This window comes from Bradyrhizobium sp. USDA 3256 (assembly GCF_054058275.1).
Genome location: NZ_JBSSAE010000002.1, coordinates 3840705 through 3857794, shown reverse-complemented (window position 1 = coordinate 3857794; position 17090 = coordinate 3840705). Strand labels below are relative to the sequence as shown.

Genomic DNA, 17090 nt, shown 5'->3' with positions numbered 1-17090 from the left:
TCCGGTCCGTCAGGAACAATCGTCGCCGTCTCCGATTGAGAGTGGAAGCTCTTGAGAGGCGAGGCGGTCCATGAAAAGCAAACTCGTGTCCGATGCGCCCAGCGCGCAGGTTCACGTCGTCGTGCTCGATAGCGGCGAGGAAGCGTTCGGCGCGCTGACGAAGTTCGCCAATGATGCGAAGGTGACGGCGGCATCGCTCACCGCGATCGGCGCGTTCGAGCGGGCAACCGTCGGCTGGTTCGATTTCACATCCAAGAGCTACCGGAAGATCGAGATCAACGAGCAATGCGAGGTGCTGTGCGCGATCGGCGATATCGCGACCGGCGACGACGGCAAGGCCAGCCTGCATATTCACATCGTGCTCGGACTGTCGGATGGATCGACACGCGGCGGCCATCTGCTTGCCGGCATCGTTCGGCCGACGCTGGAGGTTGTGGTCACGGAAGCCCCCGCCAGGCTTCGCCGGCGGAAGCGGCCCGAGCTCGGCATTGCCCTGATCGATCCCGCCGCGACCGCCTGACGCTTTCCGCCGAAAAGTTCCTAAAAACCGACCTGCCGACGCTGAGGCGCGGAACCGAAATCGTGGAACCGCGTTCCCTTGCGGGGCTCGACCGGCAGGCGATCAATGAAAACCGCAGCAACGTCCGCGGCCATGCTGCTGTTTGCCTCGTGCATGGCAAACGCAGAGAGTGGCCTTGCGTCTTATTATCGTGGCATCGGCAGGAGTGGCGAGATGACCTGCGCGCATCGCAAGCGGCCATTCGGCAGCATGATCACCGTCTCGTATCTGGGAAAATCGATCCGGTGCCGCGTCAACGACCGGGGCCCGTTCGTTCGTGGACGGATCATCGATGTGTCGACCACGGCGGCCCGCGCGCTCGGCATCCTTCAGCTCGGCGTCGCACATGTCGTGATCCAGTAGAGCGCGGCCGGCGGCAGGATCAGGGCTTGGAAGCGGTCGCCCGCTGTTCGGCGATCGCCTTGCGGAGCGTCCGCGAGAGCGCCTCGACCGAATAGGGTTTCTGGATCAGCTCGAAGCCGCTGTGCGCGTTCTCGGCGAGCACATTGCTGTAGCCGCTGGTCAGCACCACCGGCAGACCGGGAAAGCGATCGCGGATGATTCCGGCGAGCTCGACGCCGTTGATGCCCGGCATGATCACGTCGGAGAACACCAGGTCGGCGGCGAATTCGTTCTCCGAGAGGATCGAGAGCGCGGCATTGGCATTGGCCGCGCGCTTGACCGAATAGCCGAGATCCTCGAGCAGCTCGGTGGAGAACTGGCCGACATCGTCGTTGTCCTCCACCACGAGGACGCGATAGCCGCGGCCGATCGAAGCCTGCTCGGTGCCCGCGCGGGCTGCGACCTTGGCGTCCGCCGGGCGCATCGCCTGCGGCAGATAGATGGTGAAGGTCGCACCGTGCCCGGGCGTAGAGGTGACCTCGATGTCGCCGTCGGATTGCTTGACGAAGCCGAAGGCCTGGCTCAATCCGAGACCCGTTCCCTTGCCGACCTCCTTGGTCGTGAAGAACGGCTCGAAGATCGCGTCGAGATTTTCCGGCGAGATGCCGGTGCCGGTGTCCTGGATCGAGACCGTGACGAAATCGCCGCTGCGCGAGGCCTGGGCGCGCAGGGCGGGGATATTCTTGACCTTCCGGACGCCGATCGTCAGCTGGCCTTCGCCGCTCATGGCATCGCGGGCGTTGACCGCGAGATTGAGTAGCGCGGTCTCGAACTGGCCGATATCGGCGATCGCAAAGCAGTCGGGATCCTCGATCCTGACCTCGATGTGGATCCGCGCGCCGACTAGCGGGCGGATCAGCTGCGTCACGCTGTCGACCTGCGTGCCGACATTGAACACTTCCGGATTGAGCGGTTGCCTGCGCGCGAATGCCAATAGCTGGGCGGTGAGCTTGGAGGCCCGCTCCACGGTCTCGGAGATCGCATCGATATAGCGGCGGCGCCGGTCATCCGGCAGATCGCGGCGGCGCAGGAAGTCGGTCGCGGAGCGGATGATGGTGAGCAGGTTGTTGAAATCGTGCGCGACGCCGCCGGTGAGCTGGCCGACCGCTTCCATCTTCTGCGATTGCCGCAGGGCTTCCTCGCCGCGCCGCCGTTCGCTAATGTCGACGGCCTCCGGCACGGCGCCGACAATGGTGCCGTGCTGGTCCTGCAGCGGCCGCATCGCGAAATCGAAATAGCGCTCGCCGATCGGCAGGCGCAGCTGCATCTCGATCTTGACTTCCTCGCCGCGCATCACGGTCGCGAAGGCATTCTGGATCACGCGCGGCATGCCCTCGGTCGCGGCGAACCACGGCGTGTCCCAGAACGGCTTGCCGACGACGTCGGCCGCATCGGTACAGATGCCGGCCAGCGCCGTCTGGTTGGTGTAGAGCAGGCCGCCATCGCGGTTGAGCAGCATCTGGTATTGATGGCTGGTTTCCAGGATCGCGCGCGTCTGCGCTTCGCGGGATTCGAGCTGCGCGGTGCGCTCCAGGATGCGCCGCTCCAGCGACTCGTTGAGCTTGCGAAGCTCGATCTCGGCTTCCTTGGCCGCCGTGATGTCGTGGGCGACGCCGATGAAGCCGATGTGCTTGCCGTTCGGGTCCCAGCGCGGCTGCGATTCCGAGCGCAGCCAGCGCCAATCGCCTGCGGCGTTCCGATAGCGGGCCTCGAGCACGAACGGCTTCAGCGAGAGCTCGCCGGTGATCTGCTCCTGCAGGATTTGCGGCAGGTCATCCGGATGCAGCGCCTTGCGCCAGTCGAACACGATCGCTTCCTCGAACGGCAGTCCAAGGAAGTCGAGATAGGCCTGGTTGGCAAAGGAGCGGGTGCGGTCGAGCTTGGTCACCCAGATCGGCACCGGCGCGCTGTCGGCGATCAGGCGGAAGCGCTCCTCGCTCTCGCGCAGGGTCTTCTGCGCCAGCATCTGATCGGTGACGTCGAGATCGGCGCCGACCAGCCGCAGCGCACGGCCGCTGCGGTCGCGCTCGATCTTGGCGACGACGCGGATCCAGCGGCTCTCGCCGTCGTTCGGGCGGATGATGCGGTATTCGGCCGTGTAGTCTTCGCCGCCGGCCTTGAGCACGCCGAACAGGTGCCGGATCGTGCGCTCGCGATCCTCGGGGTGGATGCGCGCGACCCAGTTCTCATAGGTCTCGTTGACCTCTTCGGGCGGCAGCCCATGCACCAGGAGATATTCGGGAGAGCGGCGGTTGCGCACGCCGTCGCGGAAATCGATCTCGAGTCCGCCGACCCGCGCGATGCGCTGGATCCGCGCAAGCTCCGCCTCGCGCTCCTGGAGCTCGCGATGGGCGCGATCGCGTTCGCGCGCGATCTCCTCGAGATGCTGCCGCAGCCGTTCGGCTGCCGCAGCTTCGGGAAGCACATCAGCGGGATCGGATGGGGTCATACGCGCCGGCAACCTCTCGGTGCAGTCTCACACAGGACGAGGCGGCTTTGCCAGCTTGATTTATCGCGATCACTTGCCCTTCACTGGTTCTTCATTTGGATTTTGGCGGACGGCAATTATAGGCCCGGCGGAACCCGGCCGCCTGTGCATCCTCTTCGGAGCAGAACCAGCGATCCGGATTGCCGAGGCCCGGGTAACTGCGGCACGCCTGCAGGTGGTAGATGCCGACATTGCCGGTGACGCGGGCGCGCACGGCGTATTTGCCCTTGATGTTGCAGCTGGCCGGCATCGGCAGGTCGTCGGGGAAGAGCGCATTGCGGATCTGCGTGTCACGGTCGGCGGGGCAGGCGTTGCCGAGCAGGGCGCCATCCTTCCTGGCCGTACGAAAATCGCGCGGCGCCACGAAGCAGCCCTTCCAGAGCCCGGCGCGATTGTCCTTGGCGGTGGCTTCATCCGGCTTGAATCGGCCAGTGGCCGACCCCTCGACATTGAGGGCGTAGCCCTTCTGGACCAGCACCTGGCTGAGGCTGGTCGGATCGCCCTCGATCTTGCAGACGCCGAGGCGGCGCTTCTTGAAGGTCGGATCGACGCCGATATCGTCGCAGTGAATTGGCTTGCCGCCGATCAGCCTGGTCAGCTGGTCGCGCGCCTCGATCCCGCAGGTCCAGACGTCGGCGTGCTCGTCGATGCAGAGCTGATCGACCGCCGGCGCGTCGATGCCGTCGAGCCGATAGGTCGTGTTGCCGAGCTGAACGGTGCCGGCGTCCTTGACGACCGCAGTGGCCGTGGGGCCTGCGGTTGCAGTCGGGCTGGTGGTTGCAGACAGGAAGGCCAGGAGAAGCGTCGTGGCGACCGGATTTCGAAACCGCATTTTCTCAACTTCAGATATTTGGCGGGCAGCCGAACTTCTAGCACAAGCCGGTACGATCCAACCAAGGACTGTTCGCGAGTGGGGGCGTGCGCACCGTCACGTCCCGATCGGCATTCCGCGACGTAGAACGGCCGGACAGTGCCATTGAAGGGATGTGCATGGCCGAGTTCATCATCAATGTCCTCGCCGAAATCGTCACCGACATCTGGACCCTGCATGGCCTCGCGCGCTGGCGGCGGAAGAGAAAGACGGCCCAGGAGACCGCGCCCGATCAAAGATCCAATTGACTTGATGAGAACAAAATAGGAACATGGCGCGCCACCTGAATCCCGGATACCCCATCATGTCTGCACGGCCCGAATCTGACGACGATGACGGGCTGGAAGCCGCTGTCGATCAGGCCATTTCCGCCTGCGGCGGGAATTTGCGCGCCACCATCCGGGCGCTGATCGTGGCCAATGAATTCCTGGAGAACGAGGTCAGCGAGTTGATGAAGGCCGTCGCGAAGGCTCATTCGCGTGGCCGCTTCAAGACCTATTCGGGCTGAAATACCCCTCGGGCTACCGCCGAGGACTGACCATGGACTGGCCGGGCAGCGGGCAGGGTCTGCATTAGACCGTTGCCTCCGGGGCAATTTGCTGTACCAACGGAGTGGTTACGCCCAATCGCCCGTGCCAGATTGCGCGGGGAGGAATCCTGCCAAATGGACAATTCGAAGTCCGGAAACGCCCAAGCAAGAAGAGCATGTTCAAACGAATCCTGATCGCCAACCGCGGCGAGATCGCCTGCCGGGTCATCAAGACTGCGCGCCGTATGGGGATTGAGACGGTTGCCGTCTACTCCGAGGCCGACCGCGACGCGCTGCATGTCGAGATAGCCGATGAGGCCGTGTTGATCGGCCCGCCCGCCGCGGCCGAGAGTTATCTTTTGATCGACAAGATCGTCGAGGCTTGCCGCAAGACCGGCGCGCAGGCGGTGCATCCGGGCTACGGCTTCCTGTCCGAGCGCGAGGCGTTTCCGCGCGCGCTGGAAGCCGCCGGCATCGTCTTCATCGGCCCGAACCCCGGTGCCATCGCCGCGATGGGCGACAAGATCGAATCCAAGAAGGCCGCGGCGAAGGCGAAGGTCTCGACCGTGCCAGGTCATCTCGGCGTCATCGAGGACGACAAGCACGCCGTCCAGATCGCCGACGAGATCGGCTACCCCGTGATGATCAAGGCCTCCGCCGGCGGCGGCGGCAAAGGCATGCGCATCGCGCATTCGAAGGCGGAAGTCGCCGAAGGCTTCAACCTCGCCAAGGCCGAGGCGAAGTCGTCGTTCGGCGACGACCGCGTCTTCATCGAGAAATTCATCGTCGATCCCCGGCACATCGAGATCCAGGTGCTCGGCGACAAGCACGGCAATGTGATCTATCTCGGCGAGCGCGAGTGCTCGATCCAGCGCCGCAACCAGAAGGTCATCGAGGAGGCGCCGTCCCCGCTGCTCGATGAGACCACCCGCCGCAAGATGGGCGAGCAGGCGGTCGCGCTGGCGAAGGCGGTGAACTACGATTCGGCCGGCACCGTGGAATTCGTCGCCGGCCAGGACAAGAGCTTCTACTTCCTGGAGATGAACACCCGCCTGCAGGTCGAGCATCCCGTCACCGAATTGATCACCGGCATCGACCTCGTCGAGCAGATGATCCGCGTCGCGGCCGGCGAGAAGCTCGCGATCGCGCAGAAGGACGTGACGCTGACCGGTTGGGCGGTGGAATCCCGCGTCTATGCCGAGGATCCGTTCCGCAACTTCCTGCCGTCGATCGGGCGCCTGGTGAAATACCGTCCGCCGGCCGAGGCCAGCCATGACGGCATCACGATCCGCAACGACACCGGCGTGCAGGAAGGCGGCGAGATCTCGATCCATTACGATCCGATGATCGCCAAGCTCGTCACCCACGCCCCGTCGCGCGCCGCGGCGATCGAGGCGCAGGCGACCGCGCTCGACGCGTTCTATGTCGACGGCATCCGGCACAACATTCCGTTCCTGTCGGCCTTGATGAACCATCCGCGCTGGCGCGAGGGCCGGCTCTCGACCGGCTTTATCGCGGAAGAATTCCCCAAGGGATTTTCGGCGCGCGCGCCCGAGGGCGAGATCGCGCGGCGGCTGGCCGCGGTTGGCGCTGCCATCGACCACGTGCTGGGCGAGCGCAAGCGGCAGATCTCCGGCCAGATGGGCGGCCGCGTGGTGCTGCGCGAGCGCCGCCGCGCGGTGTGGCTCGACCACGCCGAGATCGCGCTCGATGTCGCCCGCGAGGGTGACGCCATCGCGGTGCGCTTCATTGCCGCCGACGGGCTCCCTGGCAATCCGCACAATCTGGTGTCGGGCTGGGTGCCGGGCGAGCCGGTCTGGCAGGGCACCATCGACGGCAACTTTGTCGCCGTCCAGGTGCGGTCGATCAACAACGGCTTCCGCCTCGCGCATCAGGGCTTTGAGGTCCCGGTCTATGTCTTCACCGAGACCGAGGCGACCTCGGCGCGGTTGATGCCGGTAGTCTCGGCCGCCGACACCGGCAAGAAGTTGCTGTGCCCGATGCCCGGTCTCGTGGTGTCGATCGCGGTGACCGAGGGGCAAGAGATCAAGGCCGGCGAGACGCTCGCGGTGGTCGAAGCCATGAAGATGCAGAACGTGCTGCGCGCCGAGCGTGACGGCACGGTCAAGAAGATCCACGCCGCCGCCGGCGCCACGCTCGCGGTCGACGCGCTGATCCTGGAGTTCGCTTAGCACCGTCATTGCGAGCGCCAGCGAAGCGATCCATCTAGCCTCATATGATGAGAGATGGATTGCTTCGTCGCTTCGCTCCTCGCAATGACGTTGATGGAGACACATCATGGCCTTCCGCAAACGCCGCGAAGCCCTGCGATCGATTCTCAACGGATCAATCTGCATCCGCCCGGGCTCGGTCTATGACGCGACCTCGATCCGGATTGCGGAAGATCTCGGCTTCGAGCTCGGCATGTTCGGCGGCTCGGTGGCGTCGCTTGCCGTGCTCGGCGATCCCGATGTTGCGCTGATCACGCTGACCGAGTTCGCCGAGCAGATACGCCGCATGTCGCGTGCGTCGACGCTGCCGGTGCTGGTCGATGCCGACCACGGTTACGGCAACGCGCTCAATGTCCGCCGCACGGTTCAGGAGGTGGAGGCCGCCGGCGCGGCCGGCCTCACCATCGAGGACACGCTGCTGCCGCAGGCGTTCGGCCAGGCCAAGACCCAGCTGATCTCGCTGGAGGAAGGCGTCGGCAAGATGAAGGCGGCGCTTGACGGCCGCAGCGATCCGTCGCTCATCATCCTGGGCCGGACCGGCGCCGTCTCGATCACCGGTCTCGACGATGCGATCGCACGCGCCAGGGCCTATGAGTCGGTCGGCGTCGATGGCTTGTTCTTCACCGGAATCAAGTCGCGCGGCGAGCTGGAGGCGCTCTCGGCCGCGACGACGCTGCCGATCGTGCTCGGCGGCGCGCCGGAGGAGATGACCGCGCTCGACTATCTGGCAAGCCAGCGCGTCAGGATCGCGCTGCAAGGCCACGCGCCATTCGCGGCCGCAACCCAGGCCGTCTACGAGACGCTGAAGGCGCTGCGCGAAGGCACCTCGCCGAAGAACCTCAAGGGCATTGCCTCAGCCGAACTGACCGGCCGCGTCATGCGCGAGGCGGAGACCAAGGCGCGCGGCGGCGAGTTCCTCGGTCTGAAGAAATGAGCGGCGTGATCCGCCACGTCACCATCAGCGGCCGCGTCCAGGGCGTCGGTTATCGCGCCTGGGTCGACGAGCAGGCAAACGCGCGTGGCCTCGAAGGCTGGGTCCGCAACCGCCGTGACGGCAGCGTCGAGGCGGTGTTCGCCGGCCCCGACGACGTCGTCACTGAAATGATCACGGCATGTGGCCGCGGTCCGTTCTCGGCGCGCGTCGCTGCCGTGCACGCCGCATCTGGCAATTCCGATCTTTTGAACCAGCGCCGGGCAGGGGAGCGGTTCTCGGTCCTGCCCACGATCTGAAGCGCGTCGTTACGCGACCGCTGAGATCACCAGCGCCTGAATCCGGCCTTCGATCGCGCCGTTGCCGAAGCGGCGCGCGATCGCCGACGCGGCGTGCTCGGTCGCAGCATCAAGGCCGATACCGCCGCGCGCCTCGATCTCGCCGCGTAACGGTGATCCCTGGCAAAAGCCGATCGCAGGATCATGAGGCGCATTGGCCCGGCTTTGCAGCCGGACGTCGTCGATCTCAATCTTGCTGAAGCCCGCGGCTGCAAGGTCGGCCCGGATCGGGTCGGCCGCGTAGTGGCCATAAGGCGTGCGCGCCAGGAAGCGCGGGGGATCGGCCGGAAAGACCTCCGCCAATGCCTGGGTCACCACGTCGGCAAACTCGTTGTCTTCGATGCGACCCCACATGTTGAACAGGAAACGGCCGCCCGGCTTCAGCACACGGCGCGCCTCCGAATAACCCTTGGGCTTGTCGGGGAAGAACATCGCGCCGAATTGGCAGGCGACGACGTCGAAGCTCGCATTGTCGAACGGCAGGTTCAGTGCATCGGCCTGCCGCCAGGTGATTGCGGTCCCGCTTGGCATCTGTGACTTCGCTCGTTCGAGCATCGGCTCATTCAGGTCGGTCGCCACGATCCTGGTGTCGCTGCCGAGCACGGACGACAGCGCGTGGGTCACGGCGCCGGTGCCGGCTGCCGTCTCAAGCAGGTGGCGCGGGCCAAGAGCCTTGGCGCGTTGCGCCAGATCGCGTGCGTAGGGTTCGAAAATCATCGGCACGAGGAGCCGGTCGTAAAGCTCTGGAATGGACCCAACGAACTCCTTGTCGGACGCTGGCATGCGCAATCTCCCTTGCGGCCGCGACGCGGGCAACCCGGTGCACGGCCCAATCATCCCCGCGGATCAGCTTGGACGAAGAGCGCGGGGGCCACAAAGGAAAACTCCTCACCTGTGACGCACGGCATTCGCCGGGGCGCGGATAGGTCAGGAGACCTGGCATGTCTCGTGCGCCGTCGTGGACCGTATAGCCAGCCTTGACTTCTGCTCCGAACTATCTGATATTTCTGTCATGACAGAAACAACCGCCAAGAAAAAACTTCCCGCCGTCGTCGAGCGCTTCATTCTGCATTGGGGCGACATGGGCGACGAATGGGGCGTCAACCGCTCGGTCAGCCAGATCCACGGGTTGCTCTACCTCGCCGAGGCGCCGATGACGGCGGAGGACATCGCCGACACCCTCGGCATGGCGCGCTCCAACGTCTCCAACTCGATCAAGGAGCTGTTGTCCTGGGGATTGATCCGGCGGGTGCCGATCCTTGGCGACCGCCGCGACCACTTCGAGGCCGAGACCGACATCTGGGAGGTCGCGGCCAAGATCGCGGCGGGGCGCAAGGAGCGCGAGATCGATCCCGCGCTTGCAGCGCTGCGCGCCTGCGTCTCCGACGCGGCCGACGATCCCGCGATCAGCCCGCTCGCGAGCAAGCGGCTGAAGGAGATGCTGACATTCACCGAACTGGTCGACCGCTGGTACACGCAGATGCTGAACGTGCCGCGGCCGCGCCTGGTCGCGCTGATCAAGCTCGGCGAGAAGATCGTGAGTTTCCTGCCCACGGGCAGGGCCAAATAAAGGCGGCGGCGTAACGGGAGTGTGCGATGGCGTCAGCAAGGATATCCACCTTAAAGACAGCGCCGGCTTCCGATACAAAGCTGCTCGACGACCATCGCTTCCGCGCATTGCTGTCGGACGAGGATTGGGGTCGCCTGCCGGTTGCGATCTGGCGGCGCTTCTCGAAACGGTTTGAAGACGGCAACACCGTCGTTTACGTTGGCGAGGTCGAGGAAGCCGCGTGCAGCCGCATCGGCTGGTGGCTGGCGCAGGCCGCACGGCTGATCGGCGGACCATTCCCGACCGGTACCGAAACGCGCGTGCCGATGATCGTCACCGTCACCGAGGACGCGGCAAGCGGCGGCCAGGTCTGGACCCGCATCTGCGCGCGCCGCGACGGCTTCCCGCAGGTGATTCATTCCGCCAAGCGCTTTGCCGGTTCCACCGGGCTCGAGGAATATGTCGGCTTCGGCGTCAGCATGGCGCTGCGGATCGCGGTCGAGCACGAGGCGCTGGTGTTTCGCAGCGTCGGCTATTCGCTGCAACTCGGTCCGTTTCGCCTGCCGCTGCCCGAATGGCTTACGCCGGGCGATCTCACCGTGACCCATTCCGATCTCGGCTGCGGTGACTTCCGCTTCACGCTGGAGATCATCCACCCGCGTTTCGGCCGGCTGATCCGTCAGTCCGCCGTGTTCAGGGAGGCCACGCCATGACGCCGCTGCTTTGGACGCTTGTCGCCATCCAGATTGCGATGGGCGCATTCGATACATTCTATCACCACGAATTCACCGAGCGGCTGGCCTGGCGTCCCTCGCAGCGCCACGAGCTCCAGCTGCACAGCGTGCGCAACATGCTCTATGCGCTGCTGTTTCTCGTGCTCGGCTGGCTGCAAGTGCACGGCATCCTTGCGATCGCGATCATGGCCGTCCTCGTCGTCGAGGTCGTCATCACCTTGATGGATTTCGTCGAGGAGGATCTGAGCCGAAAGCTGCCGCCGAGCGAGCGGATCAATCACACGCTGCTGGCGATCAATTACGGCGCCATCCTCGTGCTGCTGGTGCCGGTCCTGATCGGCTGGGCGATGCTGCCGACCGCCGTCGCGCCGGCCTATGCGGGTCCCTTAAGTCTGTTCGCGACGGCTGCGGCCTTCGGCGCCGCGCTGTTCGGCGCGCGCGACTTTGCCGCGGCCAGACGCCTCGGACGGATGGCCAGAGTGCCGGCCGCGACGCTGGTCGAGAAATTGCCGGCGCGGCAGACCGTGCTCGTCACCGGCGCCACCGGCTTCATCGGCAGCCGCCTGGTCGCGAGCCTCACCGCATCCGGCCATCAGGTGATTGCGTTGATCCGCGATCCGGCAAAGGCCGACATGCTGCCGCCGCCGGTGACGCTGATCACGAGCCTCGACCAATTGCCCGCCGACTCCGGGATCGACGCCATCGTCAACCTCGCGGGCGAGCCGATCGGCAACGGCCTGTGGACCGAGGCCAAGCGCCACAAGATCATCGCCTCACGTATCGACATGACGTCTGATGTGGTCAAGCTGATCGCGCGCCTCGAACGTAAGCCGTCGGTACTCGTGAGCGGCTCCGCGATCGGCTGGTACGGGCTCTGGCAGGACCAGGTGCTGACGGAGTCGGCGAAATCCCATACCTGCTTCAGTCACGAATTGTGCGAGGCCTGGGAGCATGCGGCGAAGCCGGCCGCGGATCACGGCGTGCGGGTGGCATATTTGCGCATCGGTCTCGTGGTCGGCACCGATGGCGGCTTCATCACGCGGATGCTGACGCCGTTCGAGTTCGGCCTCGGCGGCCCGCTCGGCTCGGGCAAGCAGTGGATGTCGTGGATCGAGCGCGACGACCTCGTGCGTCTGATCGCGCATGTGATTGTGAGACCTGAACTGTCCGGTCCTGTCAACGCGACCGCGCCGATCCCGGTGACCAACACGAAATTCACCGAGGAGCTCGGACGCCGTCTGCACCGGCCGGCGATCTTCCGCGTGCCGGCGGCGCTGCTCCGCGCCGTTGGTGGCGACTTCGCCGACGAGCTCTTGCTCGGCGGCCAACGCGTGCTGCCGAACAAGGCGCTGAGCAACGGCTTTGTGTTCCGGCACGAAACCTTGCGCAGCGCGCTCGATGCGATCCTGTGAGGAGGCCTCGATGTGCAGCACCTGTTCCCGTGCATTCGGAGGTTGGCTTGCGGGCTGTGGCGCCGCGACCGCGGTGATTTCCGCCGTCGGTCAGACCGTTCTGATGATGACATCGCACTGCGATGTCGCGCGGCTGCTCTACGGCATCGTCGTGATGCTGCTTCCGTCGGCCGCGGTCTTCATCATCACTTGTCTGCTCACGGCAATTCCCACTGCGATCGTCGTCTGGTTCACTGAGGAGTTCCATATCAGGGCCGCGGGATTTTTCGCCTGCGCAGGCGCGGCGATCGGCGCGTTGAGCATCACTGTCCTTCTACGATCCCCGGCTGTCTGGACATCCGGACTGGTTTGCCTGTTCGTCGTGGCCGGGCTTGTCGCCGGCCTGACCTACTGGTGCGTCATGTGCGAACTGGCGACAGGCGAAGACTCGATGTGAACCGCTGCGAGGTTCAACCTATGCCGCAGACGCCACGCTCCGAAACGTCGCAGCCAGCGTCCTGAGCGCCGCGAGCTTGGCGGCATCGCCGACCTTGGAATGCAGCATCACCTTCGACGTGCCGAGCCGCGGCAGCTTGTGGGCAGGGCCGATATCGACCAGGCCCGGCGGCGCAATCCGGCCGACGAGGGGCGCGACGGCAAGCCCTGCAAGCGCGGCCGCCACCACCGCGGTGACGCCGCCGCCGACGAAGCCTTCGGTCCAGGCGATGCCGGCCTTGTCGAGCGCCCGCACCGCGAGGGCGCGCACGCCGCAGGGCGGGGCGAGGGTCGCGAGCGGCAGCGCATCGCCGCGCGGCCAGACGAAGCGTTTGGCGGCGAACCAGCCGAATTCGTCCTCGGTCAGCTTCTCGCCGCCGCGCCGGCTGCCCTCCTGGCGCACGATCACGGCGTCGAGCTCGCCGCCATCGTAAGCATCGAGCATTTCGCGCGAGAAGCCGATGGTCACGGAGAGGGCAAGCTGGGAGGCCATCGCGTGCAGCCGCTCCAGCAGCCGCACCAGCTCCGGGCCCGCGGCGTGATCGCTGATCCCGAGCGTGAGCTGCTGCCGCGCCGGCTTCTCGCCGGCCAGCGCGCGATCATGCACCTCGATCAGCGCGCGGGCGTGCTGCAGGAAGGCCGCGCCGTCGGCGGTCAGCCGCACGGCGCGCGGCGAGCGCTCGACCAGCCGCTTGCCCAGCACCGTTTCGAGCCGCTGCAACTTCATGCTGATCGCCGCTTGCGTGGTGCCAAGCGCCTCGGCGGCGCGGGTGAAGCCTTGCAGCTCGGCGACCAGGAGGAAGGCCTGCACGGTGTCGATATCGAGCGTGGTCATGATCAATGATCGTTATCATTGCTATCAATCTAGATAAGATACCAAGATGATGCGCGAAGGTCTAGTTAGAGGAGGCGCAATTGACCCGCGCCAACCGGATTCAAGGAGACCGATCATGCCGCTCATCACTGTCACCTACGCGACCTCGCGCGAGAGGCCGTCGCTGAAATCCGACATCGCCGCCGCCGTGTCGGACCTGACCGCCGGAATTCTGCACAAGGATCCCAAGGTCACCGCGATCATTGTGAAGTCCGCCGATGCGGCCGACTGGTTCGCGGGTGGCAAGTCGCTCGCCGAGCAGGGGCTCGCGAGCTACTGGCTCGACATCCACGTCACCGAGGGCACCAACACCAAGGACGAGAAGGCGGCCTATCTCGCGGCGCTGTTCAAGCGGATGGGCGAATTGCTCGGGCCGCTCCACACCGAGAGCTACGCCCATGTCGATGAGGTGAAGGGCGACGCCTACGGCTTCGGTGGCCTCACCCAGGAGCGCCGCTACATCGCCGGCAAGCTCGAGGTCGCGCCGCAGAAGGCGGCGTGAAGCCTATGACGTCGCTTCCGGCAGGCGCGCTGCGGTGTCGCCGAACACCTCGGAAAAGGCCTGCCGGAGCGCGACGTCGACATCGGCCATGGTGACCGGCAATCCGAGATCGATCAGCGAGGTGACGCCGTAGCGCGGATCGACCACGCCGCAGGGCACGATGGCCTGGAAGTGTGCAAGATCAGGCTCGACATTGATCGCGATGCCGTGGAACGAGACCCAGCGGCGCAGCCGCACGCCGATCGCGGCGATCTTGTCCTCATGGCCTGGTCCCCTGTCCGGGCGCCGCACCCAGACCCCGACGCGGTCCTCGCGGCGCTCGCCGCGGACGTTGAAGGCGGCGAGGGTGCGGATGATCCATTCTTCCAGCGAGGCGACATAGGCGCGCACATCGGGCCGGCGCCGCTTGAGGTCGAGCATCACATAGGCGACGCGCTGGCCTGGGCCATGATAGGTGACCTGGCCGCCGCGTCCGCTCTGGAAGGTCGGAAAGCGCGGCGCGAGCAAATCGTCGGCCTTGCCGCTGGTGCCGGAGGTATACAGTGGCGGGTGCTCCAGCAGCCATACCAGTTCGGGGGCCGAGCCCGCTGCGATCTTCGCCACCCGATCGTCCATTGCGGCGAGCGAATCGGGGTAGGGCACCGCGCGGTCCGAAATCCGCCATTCGACCGCTTCGCCGCCCGAAGAGCGCGCAAAGGTCGTCAAATCGAGGTTTTGGCGGTCGTTAACCATTAGCTAACCCTAACGTGGTCAGGTGAACCCACAATCTAGTTCCCGTTCGGCGGTTCAGAAGTGCCCACCCTCGATAAAGTCAGCGTTGATCTCATGGTGGTCCTCGGTACCACCACGATGCCGATTCACCAGGTCATGCGGCTGTCCCGCGGCGCCATCATCGAACTGGATGCCACCGAGGCCGACGAGGTCAAGATCCTCGCCAACAACCTGCCGGTGGCCAGCGGCGTGGTCCTAGTCGACCGCAACCGGATTGCGGTCGAGGTCAAGCAAATGCTGCCGAAATCTCCCGGGGTTCGCAGTTAATTCCCGCATTAATCGCCTTGTCCCTGCATCCGTGATTTGTTACATGGCCCCGTCGATCCGGCGGTGCCTTCGGGGTTCCATCCGGTATCCCAAGCGCTCGTGGCGGAATTGGTAGACGCGCTGCCTTGAGGTGGCAGTGGGTAACACCGTGGGGGTTCGAGTCCCTCCGAGCGCACCATAAACCCAAGTTTCCATCTGAAATCATTAGGCTTTTACCGGGTGGTGCCCGGGAATGCCGCCGTTCGCGTCCGGCCCCGGCAAGGCGCTGTCGAATGACTGGTCGCGCGGACCTGCAGGGTCGCGCTGCTATCTTCTCGGCTTGGGCGATGACAGTTCGAGGCGCCGATCGAATCGCTGGACCTCGGCGATAGCGGTCGCTTCCGGCGAGACTAAGCTAGATCTCGACGCCTGACCTCAACACGCGCGACCGGCCATCACGCAAAGCCACTATCAAACTGCTTGAGCAGCCAGTCGGTGAGGTCGACCTTCTCGGCCAGTACCCGCGCGTGCCGCTGCGCCATCGTTGCTTCCAATGCTGGATCAGCGACCATACCCGACACGAGCGTCACCAGTTCCTCAAACTGCTGGGGCTTGAAGCCCCAGGCCAACCGATACCGCTGTTCCAGTTCAGCGATCACGGAGCAGCGCCCGACGAAGCTATTGCAGCGGATCGCGGGGCGCCCGAGCAAAGCCGCCTCCATCGTCATCGTCTGGCTGTCGCTGATCAGTATCTTCGCGTGAGCCAGAAGATCATGCATGCTCTCGGGCGGAGCCTTCAGAGCGTATGGCTGAAGGCGCGGAGCGATGGAGCTTTCCGCGTTGATGAAGACGCGGCCATGCGGTTCGAGCAACGCAATCAATCGAAGAACCTGAGCCTCGGAAAGCCCGCGCTCGCCAGCGTCATGATGAGCCGTCAGCGAAACCAGCCGTATGATGAAGTATGTCTCGCGAGGCTCTATTCCCAACAGGCGGACCACGTCCTGGTCGGGCTTGAAATGGTTCGGGTGGAGGTAGGCCAGCTCATGATAGCTGTCGTGAGTCCGTACCTTCGCGGTCTTTTTGTCCCGCAAGACCGCCGGTATGACGATGCGATTTGCGAAAGGATAGGTAATCTTCGCGAACAGCGGCACGTAATCGGCGTCGTCTTCGTTCAGGACGATCGAGGGCCTGCCAATGACGCGGCCGACGTGAGCAACTGATACAGACGTGCCGACAAGGAAATCCGGTCTGTCTGGAAGCGCGGCTTTCAGGACCTGCCAGTTGTGGATCGCAAGCTCGATGGCGCTGCCGACAAGGCCCCGGCGCGGCTTCGAGGCGACGGTATAGGGCAGGCCGTAGTGATCGAGCAATCCACCGATAATGCCGCGATCACGGATTGTGACGGTGATCTTGTCGCCACGCGCCTGCATGCGCTGCGCCACGTTTCGAAAAAGGTGAACGTGCGCGGGATGGCCGATATCAAACAGAACGTGCATCGCTCTTGTTAACTTTGCTTGGATAGAGCATTGGGATCTGAGCGATGCGCTCCAGCACCTCGGTTGGATCGAGACCGATTACGCCGCAATACCACGCGATCGATTCGAAGCGCGGAATGTTCTCCATTTCGACGAGACGAAGCGCGCTCGCTCGATCGAGCACGCCCTCTCGAATCTGGTTCGAGCGGAAGGTGTCGTTCTCGCTGAAGCCCGCGACCCGCGTATAAATGTAGTTATAGAAAGCAGCCGTCCCATCTCCGATGCGCCAGGTCGAGCGCGTATCGTTGGCGGTCTCCCAGTCGTATTGATCGATCAGCGTGTCGTTTACTTCGCTCTCGACCCAGGGAATGTAGTCGAACAGTCGGAGATATTCGTGCTTGATCGAAGAAGTACGAGCAGCGCGCGACGGTCGCGATTCTGGTCCTGGTCTATGCGGCGATGCACGCCTTTTCCGGCCTGCGCTCGTTCTATTTCTTCCAGCGCATCGAGCGCTTGGAGGGCGAGACGCGACGGCTCGCCGCGGCGGCCGGCGAGGGGCCCAATGCTGTCGCCTCGCGCAGGCAGATCGTCGCCGATGTCACCGTGCTCAGGCATGCCGGCGAGATCAAATCCTATATCGATATCTTCTTCCTGGCGCTGGTGATCCTGCTCTGCGTCGCCAAGATCGTGGCCGGCTAGATCAC

General features: G+C 64.9%; 21 protein-coding genes and 1 tRNA gene. 15 read left to right on the top strand and 7 right to left on the bottom strand.

The window, feature by feature from the left end:
• Nucleotides 1-70 precede the first annotated feature (70 nt).
• Complete coding sequence (locus ACVWY5_RS19940) at nucleotides 71-520, top strand: PPC domain-containing DNA-binding protein (protein WP_028337651.1); 450 nt, start codon at nucleotides 71-73, stop codon at nucleotides 518-520.
• 105 nt (nucleotides 521-625) lie between these two features.
• The gene (locus tag ACVWY5_RS19935) at nucleotides 626-922 is read left to right on the top strand and encodes a septal ring lytic transglycosylase RlpA family protein (protein ID WP_016840471.1); all 297 of its coding nucleotides are present in this window, start codon (nucleotides 626-628) and stop codon (nucleotides 920-922) included.
• Nucleotides 923-941: 19 nt separating this feature from the next.
• Here the strand turns inward: ACVWY5_RS19935 and ACVWY5_RS19930 are convergent, their stop codons facing one another.
• Together ACVWY5_RS19930 and ACVWY5_RS19925 are read right to left on the bottom strand one after the other, a co-directional pair.
• Nucleotides 942-3410 carry a PAS domain-containing hybrid sensor histidine kinase/response regulator gene (locus ACVWY5_RS19930; RefSeq protein WP_028337652.1) on the bottom strand — a complete coding sequence of 823 codons (2469 nt, stop codon included), beginning with the start codon at nucleotides 3408-3410 and terminating at the stop codon, nucleotides 942-944.
• Between the two features lie 91 nt (nucleotides 3411-3501).
• Nucleotides 3502-4281 carry a thermonuclease family protein gene (locus ACVWY5_RS19925; protein WP_028337653.1) on the bottom strand — a complete coding sequence of 260 codons (780 nt, stop codon included), beginning with the start codon at nucleotides 4279-4281 and terminating at the stop codon, nucleotides 3502-3504.
• Between the two features lie 86 nt (nucleotides 4282-4367).
• Here ACVWY5_RS19925 and ACVWY5_RS19920 point away from each other — a divergent pair, with 86 nt between their 5' ends.
• The 5 genes from ACVWY5_RS19920 to ACVWY5_RS19900 all read left to right on the top strand — a co-directional run bounded on the left by ACVWY5_RS19920 (nucleotide 4368) and on the right by ACVWY5_RS19900 (nucleotide 8310).
• On the top strand, nucleotides 4368-4568 hold the full coding sequence (locus tag ACVWY5_RS19920) for a hypothetical protein (protein ID WP_321177141.1): 201 nt from the start codon (nucleotides 4368-4370) through the stop codon (nucleotides 4566-4568).
• 23 nt (nucleotides 4569-4591) lie between these two features.
• Nucleotides 4592-4828 carry a hypothetical protein gene (locus tag ACVWY5_RS19915; RefSeq protein WP_431014772.1) on the top strand — a complete coding sequence of 79 codons (237 nt, stop codon included), beginning with the start codon at nucleotides 4592-4594 and terminating at the stop codon, nucleotides 4826-4828.
• Between the two features lie 197 nt (nucleotides 4829-5025).
• Nucleotides 5026-7041 carry an acetyl-CoA carboxylase biotin carboxylase subunit gene (locus ACVWY5_RS19910; RefSeq protein WP_431014771.1) on the top strand — a complete coding sequence of 672 codons (2016 nt, stop codon included), beginning with the start codon at nucleotides 5026-5028 and terminating at the stop codon, nucleotides 7039-7041.
• Nucleotides 7042-7147: 106 nt separating this feature from the next.
• Nucleotides 7148-8014 carry an isocitrate lyase/PEP mutase family protein gene (locus tag ACVWY5_RS19905; protein ID WP_028336456.1) on the top strand — a complete coding sequence of 289 codons (867 nt, stop codon included), beginning with the start codon at nucleotides 7148-7150 and terminating at the stop codon, nucleotides 8012-8014.
• Nucleotides 8011-8310, top strand: a complete 300-nt coding sequence (locus tag ACVWY5_RS19900; protein ID WP_028336455.1) for an acylphosphatase — start codon at nucleotides 8011-8013, stop codon at nucleotides 8308-8310. The genes ACVWY5_RS19905 and ACVWY5_RS19900 overlap by 4 nt, the downstream gene beginning before the upstream one ends.
• Before the next feature lie 9 nt (nucleotides 8311-8319).
• Here ACVWY5_RS19900 and ACVWY5_RS19895 read toward each other — a convergent pair whose 3' ends face one another.
• A complete protein-coding gene (locus ACVWY5_RS19895) occupies nucleotides 8320-9132 on the bottom strand; it encodes a class I SAM-dependent methyltransferase (protein WP_028336454.1) in 813 nt (270 codons plus the stop codon).
• A 229-nt stretch (nucleotides 9133-9361) separates the two neighbouring features.
• Here ACVWY5_RS19895 and ACVWY5_RS19890 point away from each other — a divergent pair, with 229 nt between their 5' ends.
• From ACVWY5_RS19890 to ACVWY5_RS19875, 4 genes are read left to right on the top strand one after another with little or no spacing between them, the layout of a single operon-like run.
• Nucleotides 9362-9919: a GbsR/MarR family transcriptional regulator gene (locus ACVWY5_RS19890; RefSeq protein ID WP_028336453.1), complete on the top strand. Its 558-nt coding sequence runs from the start codon at nucleotides 9362-9364 to the stop codon at nucleotides 9917-9919.
• Nucleotides 9920-9945: 26 nt separating this feature from the next.
• Nucleotides 9946-10611 (top strand): DUF4166 domain-containing protein, encoded by a 666-nt coding sequence (locus tag ACVWY5_RS19885; RefSeq protein WP_028336452.1) that lies wholly within the window; start codon nucleotides 9946-9948, stop codon nucleotides 10609-10611.
• Nucleotides 10608-12044 carry a TIGR01777 family oxidoreductase gene (locus ACVWY5_RS19880; protein WP_028336451.1) on the top strand — a complete coding sequence of 479 codons (1437 nt, stop codon included), beginning with the start codon at nucleotides 10608-10610 and terminating at the stop codon, nucleotides 12042-12044. Before ACVWY5_RS19885 ends, ACVWY5_RS19880 begins: the two co-directional genes overlap by 4 nt.
• Nucleotides 12045-12054: 10 nt before the next feature.
• On the top strand, nucleotides 12055-12480 hold the full coding sequence (locus ACVWY5_RS19875; RefSeq protein WP_028336450.1) for a hypothetical protein: 426 nt from the start codon (nucleotides 12055-12057) through the stop codon (nucleotides 12478-12480).
• Between the two features lie 18 nt (nucleotides 12481-12498).
• Here ACVWY5_RS19875 and ACVWY5_RS19870 read toward each other — a convergent pair whose 3' ends face one another.
• Nucleotides 12499-13356, bottom strand: coding sequence for a LysR family transcriptional regulator (locus ACVWY5_RS19870; RefSeq protein ID WP_028336449.1), 858 nt, complete (start codon nucleotides 13354-13356; stop codon nucleotides 12499-12501).
• A 112-nt stretch (nucleotides 13357-13468) separates the two neighbouring features.
• Here ACVWY5_RS19870 and ACVWY5_RS19865 point away from each other — a divergent pair, with 112 nt between their 5' ends.
• Complete coding sequence (locus ACVWY5_RS19865) at nucleotides 13469-13894, top strand: tautomerase family protein (protein WP_028336448.1); 426 nt, start codon at nucleotides 13469-13471, stop codon at nucleotides 13892-13894.
• A 3-nt stretch (nucleotides 13895-13897) separates the two neighbouring features.
• Here the strand turns inward: ACVWY5_RS19865 and lipB are convergent, their stop codons facing one another.
• A complete protein-coding gene (gene lipB / locus ACVWY5_RS19860) occupies nucleotides 13898-14626 on the bottom strand; it encodes a lipoyl(octanoyl) transferase LipB (RefSeq protein WP_028336447.1) in 729 nt (242 codons plus the stop codon).
• Nucleotides 14627-14686: 60 nt separating this feature from the next.
• Here lipB and ACVWY5_RS19855 point away from each other — a divergent pair, with 60 nt between their 5' ends.
• Together ACVWY5_RS19855 and ACVWY5_RS19850 are read left to right on the top strand one after the other, a co-directional pair.
• Nucleotides 14687-14932 (top strand): FliM/FliN family flagellar motor switch protein, encoded by a 246-nt coding sequence (locus ACVWY5_RS19855; protein WP_021080574.1) that lies wholly within the window; start codon nucleotides 14687-14689, stop codon nucleotides 14930-14932.
• 93 nt (nucleotides 14933-15025) lie between these two features.
• Nucleotides 15026-15110: transfer RNA gene (locus ACVWY5_RS19850), tRNA-Leu, on the top strand.
• Nucleotides 15111-15366: 256 nt separating this feature from the next.
• On the opposite strand, the gene ACVWY5_RS19845 is transcribed toward ACVWY5_RS19850, so the two are convergent.
• The gene (locus ACVWY5_RS19845) at nucleotides 15367-16407 is read right to left on the bottom strand and encodes a DUF354 domain-containing protein (protein WP_051376265.1); all 1041 of its coding nucleotides are present in this window, start codon (nucleotides 16405-16407) and stop codon (nucleotides 15367-15369) included.
• Complete coding sequence (locus ACVWY5_RS19840; protein ID WP_321177000.1) at nucleotides 16391-16570, bottom strand: hypothetical protein; 180 nt, start codon at nucleotides 16568-16570, stop codon at nucleotides 16391-16393. The genes ACVWY5_RS19845 and ACVWY5_RS19840 overlap by 17 nt, the downstream gene beginning before the upstream one ends.
• Nucleotides 16571-16845: 275 nt before the next feature.
• Between ACVWY5_RS19840 and ACVWY5_RS19835 the strand changes: the two genes are divergently transcribed.
• Entirely contained in the window at nucleotides 16846-17085 is a 240-nt protein-coding gene (locus ACVWY5_RS19835; protein WP_051376264.1) for a hypothetical protein, read from the top strand.
• Nucleotides 17086-17090: the final 5 nt, after the last annotated feature.

What these genes read in the sequence shown, in the direction of transcription:
- ACVWY5_RS19940 (WP_028337651.1), top strand. Translation starts at nt 71, where the DNA reads ATGAAAAGCAAACTCGTGTCCGATGCGCCCAGCGCGCAGGTTCACGTC.
- ACVWY5_RS19935 (WP_016840471.1), top strand. Translation starts at nt 626, where the DNA reads ATGAAAACCGCAGCAACGTCCGCGGCCATGCTGCTGTTTGCCTCGTGC.
- ACVWY5_RS19930 (WP_028337652.1), bottom strand. Translation starts at nt 3,410, where the DNA reads ATGACCCCATCCGATCCCGCTGATGTGCTTCCCGAAGCTGCGGCAGCC.
- ACVWY5_RS19925 (WP_028337653.1), bottom strand. Translation starts at nt 4,281, where the DNA reads ATGCGGTTTCGAAATCCGGTCGCCACGACGCTTCTCCTGGCCTTCCTG.
- ACVWY5_RS19915 (WP_431014772.1), top strand. Translation starts at nt 4,592, where the DNA reads ATGGCGCGCCACCTGAATCCCGGATACCCCATCATGTCTGCACGGCCC.
- ACVWY5_RS19910 (WP_431014771.1), top strand. Translation starts at nt 5,026, where the DNA reads ATGTTCAAACGAATCCTGATCGCCAACCGCGGCGAGATCGCCTGCCGG.
- ACVWY5_RS19905 (WP_028336456.1), top strand. Translation starts at nt 7,148, where the DNA reads ATGGCCTTCCGCAAACGCCGCGAAGCCCTGCGATCGATTCTCAACGGA.
- ACVWY5_RS19900 (WP_028336455.1), top strand. Translation starts at nt 8,011, where the DNA reads ATGAGCGGCGTGATCCGCCACGTCACCATCAGCGGCCGCGTCCAGGGC.
- ACVWY5_RS19895 (WP_028336454.1), bottom strand. Translation starts at nt 9,132, where the DNA reads ATGCCAGCGTCCGACAAGGAGTTCGTTGGGTCCATTCCAGAGCTTTAC.
- ACVWY5_RS19890 (WP_028336453.1), top strand. Translation starts at nt 9,362, where the DNA reads ATGACAGAAACAACCGCCAAGAAAAAACTTCCCGCCGTCGTCGAGCGC.
- ACVWY5_RS19885 (WP_028336452.1), top strand. Translation starts at nt 9,946, where the DNA reads ATGGCGTCAGCAAGGATATCCACCTTAAAGACAGCGCCGGCTTCCGAT.
- ACVWY5_RS19880 (WP_028336451.1), top strand. Translation starts at nt 10,608, where the DNA reads ATGACGCCGCTGCTTTGGACGCTTGTCGCCATCCAGATTGCGATGGGC.
- ACVWY5_RS19875 (WP_028336450.1), top strand. Translation starts at nt 12,055, where the DNA reads ATGTGCAGCACCTGTTCCCGTGCATTCGGAGGTTGGCTTGCGGGCTGT.
- ACVWY5_RS19865 (WP_028336448.1), top strand. Translation starts at nt 13,469, where the DNA reads ATGCCGCTCATCACTGTCACCTACGCGACCTCGCGCGAGAGGCCGTCG.
- lipB (WP_028336447.1), bottom strand. Translation starts at nt 14,626, where the DNA reads ATGGTTAACGACCGCCAAAACCTCGATTTGACGACCTTTGCGCGCTCT.
- ACVWY5_RS19845 (WP_051376265.1), bottom strand. Translation starts at nt 16,407, where the DNA reads ATGCACGTTCTGTTTGATATCGGCCATCCCGCGCACGTTCACCTTTTT.
- ACVWY5_RS19835 (WP_051376264.1), top strand. Translation starts at nt 16,846, where the DNA reads ATGCACGCCTTTTCCGGCCTGCGCTCGTTCTATTTCTTCCAGCGCATC.